Source organism: Pedobacter sp. 10L46_2, from assembly GCF_056395165.1.
Genome location: NZ_JBFTIZ010000062.1, coordinates 1 through 4,951, shown reverse-complemented (window position 1 = coordinate 4,951; position 4,951 = coordinate 1). Strand labels below are relative to the sequence as shown.

Annotated in this window: 3 protein-coding genes; 2 read left to right on the top strand and 1 reads right to left on the bottom strand. The window is 35.7% G+C overall.

Annotated features, from left to right (window positions below):
* Both AC1DDX_RS09015 and AC1DDX_RS09010 read left to right on the top strand, forming a co-directional pair.
* Window positions 1-3,212 (top strand): non-ribosomal peptide synthetase (locus tag AC1DDX_RS09015; RefSeq protein ID WP_477621971.1); only part of this gene is annotated, 3,212 nt, incomplete at its 5' end.
* A 4-nt stretch (window positions 3,213-3,216) separates the two neighbouring features.
* Window positions 3,217-3,915 carry a 4'-phosphopantetheinyl transferase family protein gene (locus AC1DDX_RS09010; RefSeq protein WP_172663207.1) on the top strand — a complete coding sequence of 233 codons (699 nt, stop codon included), beginning with the start codon at window positions 3,217-3,219 and terminating at the stop codon, window positions 3,913-3,915.
* A gap of 8 nt (window positions 3,916-3,923) precedes the next feature.
* On the opposite strand, the gene AC1DDX_RS09005 is transcribed toward AC1DDX_RS09010, so the two are convergent.
* Window positions 3,924-4,951: glycosyltransferase family 2 protein (locus AC1DDX_RS09005; protein WP_477621970.1), on the bottom strand; the 1,028-nt coding region annotated here is incomplete at its 5' end.

Here is a 4,951-nt window from a genome sequence, read left to right as displayed (position 1 = left end):
ATCCAATAAAGTTGTTATCAGCAAAAGCAGGTAGCAGTGTAGTTATTACTCTTCTAAGTGTATTTGAAATCTTGTTACATCACCGAACAGGGCAACAAGATATTGTTATTGGTCTTCCATCATCCGGACAGGCTGCAACAGGGAATTTTGGACTGGTTGGCCATTGTGTAAATTTACTGCCACTTGACAGCAAAGTTGATCCGAAATCGTCTTTCTTAGATTATTTAAAAAGAAGAAAGGGTGAAGTGTATGACGCTTACGATTTCCAAAGACTAACTTTTAGTGAATTGCTCAAAAAGTTACCCATTAAGAGGGATAAAGCTCACATACCACTGGTTCCTATTGTTTTTAACATAGACATGGGTATGGATGAAAAAGTATCATTTGATGGTTTAACTCATAGACTTTTTTCCAACGCAAGAGTAGCCCAAACCTTCGAAATTTCGTTAAATGTTACCGGCTCTAAAAACGCAATGACATTTGAATGGGCGTACAATACAAATCTATTCAGATCCGATACCATCGACAGTATGATGTCGGAATTTGAGTCTTTATTAAAAACCGTAACGGATAATCCTGAAGTACTAATCAAAGACTCATTAATAAACAAGAATCCGTTTCCCACCACAATAAATCAGACTCTAATTGCCGACAGAACAATTCTAGACCTATTTAATCAAAGAGTTCTTGACAGCCCAGATAGTAATGCTGTAGTCTATGAGGGTAAAAAATTAACTTACAATCAGTTAAACGAAAAGTCTAATCAACTGGCAAACCATTTAATCAGCAAAGGAGTCAAAACAGAAACACTTGTAGCAATTTGCATAAAACCATCTATAGAGACAATAATTGGAATAATCGGAATTCTAAAGGCTGGGGCAGCTTATATTCCAATTGATCCTGAATTCCCGGAACAAAGGATTAGCTATATGATTTCTGAATCGACAGCAAGCATGTTAATATGCGACACTGAAACGATAAAACGAATTAAGGAAGCAGGCAATCGAGAACTTATTTGCCTGGACGATAGTGAAAGCCAGATCTGGCATACTAGCAAATCCAACCCTACCATCAAAATATTTCCTGAAAATCTGATCTATGTTATTTACACCTCTGGCTCAACCGGAAACCCGAAAGGAGTTATGATTGAGCATGGATCAATAATGGATTATTTTGAAGGATTAAATTCAAAATTAAATACACTAAAAGACTGTAAAAGTTTTGCACTTGGGTCTACAATAGCAACAGATCTAGGCAATACGATTCTCTTCAATTCCTTAATATCAGGTGGAGAATTACACTTATTTGCTAAAGACAGGTTCAACAATCCTGAGTACATACATCAATATTTTAATAATTATAACATCGATTGTTTAAAGATCGTTCCGTCGCACTGGAGGTTTTTGAGGCATCAGGGAAACTTACTTTTGCCTTCTAAACTACTAATGTTCGGAGGAGAATCATTGCCTGGCGAGTATATTAAAGAAATTCGAAGGACCAATAGTGAATGCGTGGTTGTAAATCATTACGGACCTACCGAAACTACAATAGGTAAGCTAATACATGTAGTAGATAAAAATGCAGATTATCCGGCATCAGCTCCCATTGGTAAACCTTTTGGAAATACCATCCTTCATGTCCTCAATAAAGATTCAAATTATTGCGCAATTGGCGTTCCAGGAGAACTGTATATTGGAGGCTTCGGAGTAGCAAGAGGTTATTTAAACAACCCTGAATTGACTAGTAAAATGTTCACAGATCGCTATGCTGAAGGAATAGAAACCGGGTTTTATAAAACTGGCGATTTAGTACGATGGTTAGCTAATGGAGATATCGAATTCTTAGGTCGTATAGATGATCAGGTTAAAATCAGAGGCAATAGAATAGAACTTGGTGAGATACAAAATGCATTGCTTAAATGTAAAGACATACGGCAATGTGCCATAATTGTAGATGAAGACACTAATCAAGAAAAAAGGCTGGTAGCCTATGTTGTAGTTGATTCTATTTTTAATAAGGATGCGATAATAAATCATTTAAAATTGACGCTTCCGGAGTTTATGGTTCCAAGGATTTTAATTCAGATAGATAAAATCCCCTTAACTGCGAACGGAAAATTAGATAGAAAATCACTTCCAAAAGCGGCAATGAACCCGATCACAGAAAATGGTTATGTTGCCCCTGGAACCGCTGAGCAAAATCTACTTACAGAAATATGGGTTTCCAATCTGGGGATTAACAAAATAGGAATTACTGACGATTTCTTTGAGTTAGGAGGCCACTCTTTAATTGCGGTTAAGGTAATGGGCGCAATAGAAAAGAAAACAGGTCTCCGTTTGCCCTTATCCAGCTTATTTGAAAACCCAACAATTGAAACACTTGCTAAGCTCTTAACCCCCGACGATAAATTAAATTGGGACTCTCTGGTTCCATTAAAAACAAGCGGAAATAAACCTCCAATATATCTTGTTCATGGTGGAGGCTTAAATGTTTTCGTATTCAAATCTATCTCTGGATTTATGGATGAAGATCAACCGGTTTACGCACTTCAAGGTCTGGGCTTAAACGGTGATAGAGAAATTCCTGACACAATTGAAGAAATTGCCGCTAAATATAATGCTGAGATTCTAGAATCAAATCCGGAAGGGCCATATTTAATTGCCGGGTATTCTATGGGAGGAAAAATAGCCTACGAGATGGCCAAACAATTACTTGAAAAGGGTAAAGAGATAAAAATGCTTGGAATATTTGACACTTATGCCGGGTCATCTGCAACCGGTATAGAAAAGGTCAAAGAGAAAATAGTTCGTCAGTTAAAAAAGGGTCCTTTTATAGCTAAATTATTCTTGGATAATCCTATGCAGACTCTATCCTACCAATTGCGAATATCTAAAAGAAAACTAAAACCTATTTTCTTAAAAAACAAGGAGATAGATAAAGAAGTTTTCACATATAAAAGAGAGGTTTATGAAAGCTACGAAATGGCTTACAAAAAATATCAACTACAGCCTGTAGATCTTAAAATAGATCTGTTTAGAGTAGAAAAAAGAATTTATTTTCTAGACGACCGTGTATACTTAGGCTGGCGGAAGTATGGCAAAAAAGGTATAGATATCCACTCTGTTCCAGGTGATCACAAAACATTTTTAGCTTCACCCAACGATCAAAAGCTAGCAAAAGTTCTGCAAAGAGTAATTAACACTAAGGTTTAAAATTATGGAGCTATTAAATATTAATAACGATGTAAAGTGGACCGCTGCAAAAAAGGACGTTGCATTCGATAAGAGCGCAATTAATATATTTCGAATAAATGTAAACGAATATTTCAATCAAATCAGCAATGTGTATGAGTCTAATCTCTCATACACAGAACTTGAAAAGGCCTTTCGTTTCTTCAAAGAAAGTGACCGAAAAAGATACATCGTTTCTAAATATGCCTTGAGAAATATTTTATCATATTTTCTTTTAGTATCACCAGCAAAAATATCTATCTATAAATCCGAGAACAAGAAACCAGCAGTTAGTGGTATTGAATTTAATGTAACCCATAGTAAAAGCTACATTCTCATTGGTGTAAGCCCATTTAAAATAGGAATTGATATTGAACATATAGACCATCATTTCAATTATCACGATATTACCACTTCTAGTTTTAGCCCAGAGGAACTACAACTAATAAGCAATCAAAATACAAGCGCCAACTTCTATTCCATATGGACAAGAAAAGAGGCTGTACTCAAAGCTTCCGGAGAGGGTTTAATAGACAATATGAATGAGCTTAACAGTTTGAACAGTTCAATTACCAGAAAACAAGTTAAATACTACCTCCAAAGTTTTATGCCAGATAAAGAATATGCAGGCTGTATTGCGTTTGAAGAACCTGAGGCCACACTAAATTACTGGGATTACCAATAAGATCAGATCTATTTTCTTTTTGATTTCTCCCAGGCGGCACTTTGGCTCTTTTTAAAATACCTGATTATTCCAGCTATTACGGCATAATTCATCAAACAAAAATAATAAGGTACAAAAAGCGCCTTTATGCGTATATTTTTACTCTCAAAAATGTATCCGAGTATACTTAAAGTATAAAATAAAATCTGTAAAATAAATATCGTTTTATAGAACAAAGAATCATAATGATACACGATAAGACCATTTACAACAAACAGAGCAATTAGTAAAAATGGAGTTATAGTCCACCTCAACACACGATGACTGATGTATTGAAATGTAAATACCGGATTATTAAAGGGATTTGCAGCTTTTTTTAAACGGAAGATAGACTGTATGCCACCTGCCGCAATCCTTATTTTTCGTTTTAACTCCTCCGCGGTATTAGCAGAGGCCGTTTCCATAGCATAAGCTTTTGGCTCATAGGCTATGATATACCTTTTTTCAGCTATCCTCATTGCAATCATATGGTCGTCAATGATAGTATCTGATTCAACATTTTCGTAAAGCCTGGTTCTTATGCTGAATAATTCTCCTGCAGCTCCTACATTTGAATACAATTCATAATCCCATTTTTTCAACAACGATTCATACTTCCAATAAAAGCCTTCACCCGCAGAGCTTGCATCAGCAGTCTGATCCACAAAAATTCGTTTTTCTCCTGCTACTGCACCAACTTTATGATTCCTATAATGCTTAACCAATTCCTTAATCGCTTCATCATTTAGAAATGTATTTGCATCCGTAAAAATCAATATTTCGCCCTCAACAAATGGCATTGCTCTTTTAATAGCAGCCATCTTTCCCGCTCTCGAATCTTCATGTAATACCAATACATCATTAAATCTGTTAAGTTTTTCCGTAGTACTATCCGTGGAGCCATCGGTTACAAAAATAATCTGCTTTTTTTCCTGTGGGTAATCCAATCTTAAAGTATTTTCCACTTTAGCATCAACAATATCTTCTTCGTTATAAGCAGCTACAAGTATGGTTACGC

What these genes read in the sequence shown, in the direction of transcription:
- AC1DDX_RS09010 (WP_172663207.1), top strand. Translation starts at nt 3,217, where the DNA reads ATGGAGCTATTAAATATTAATAACGATGTAAAGTGGACCGCTGCAAAA.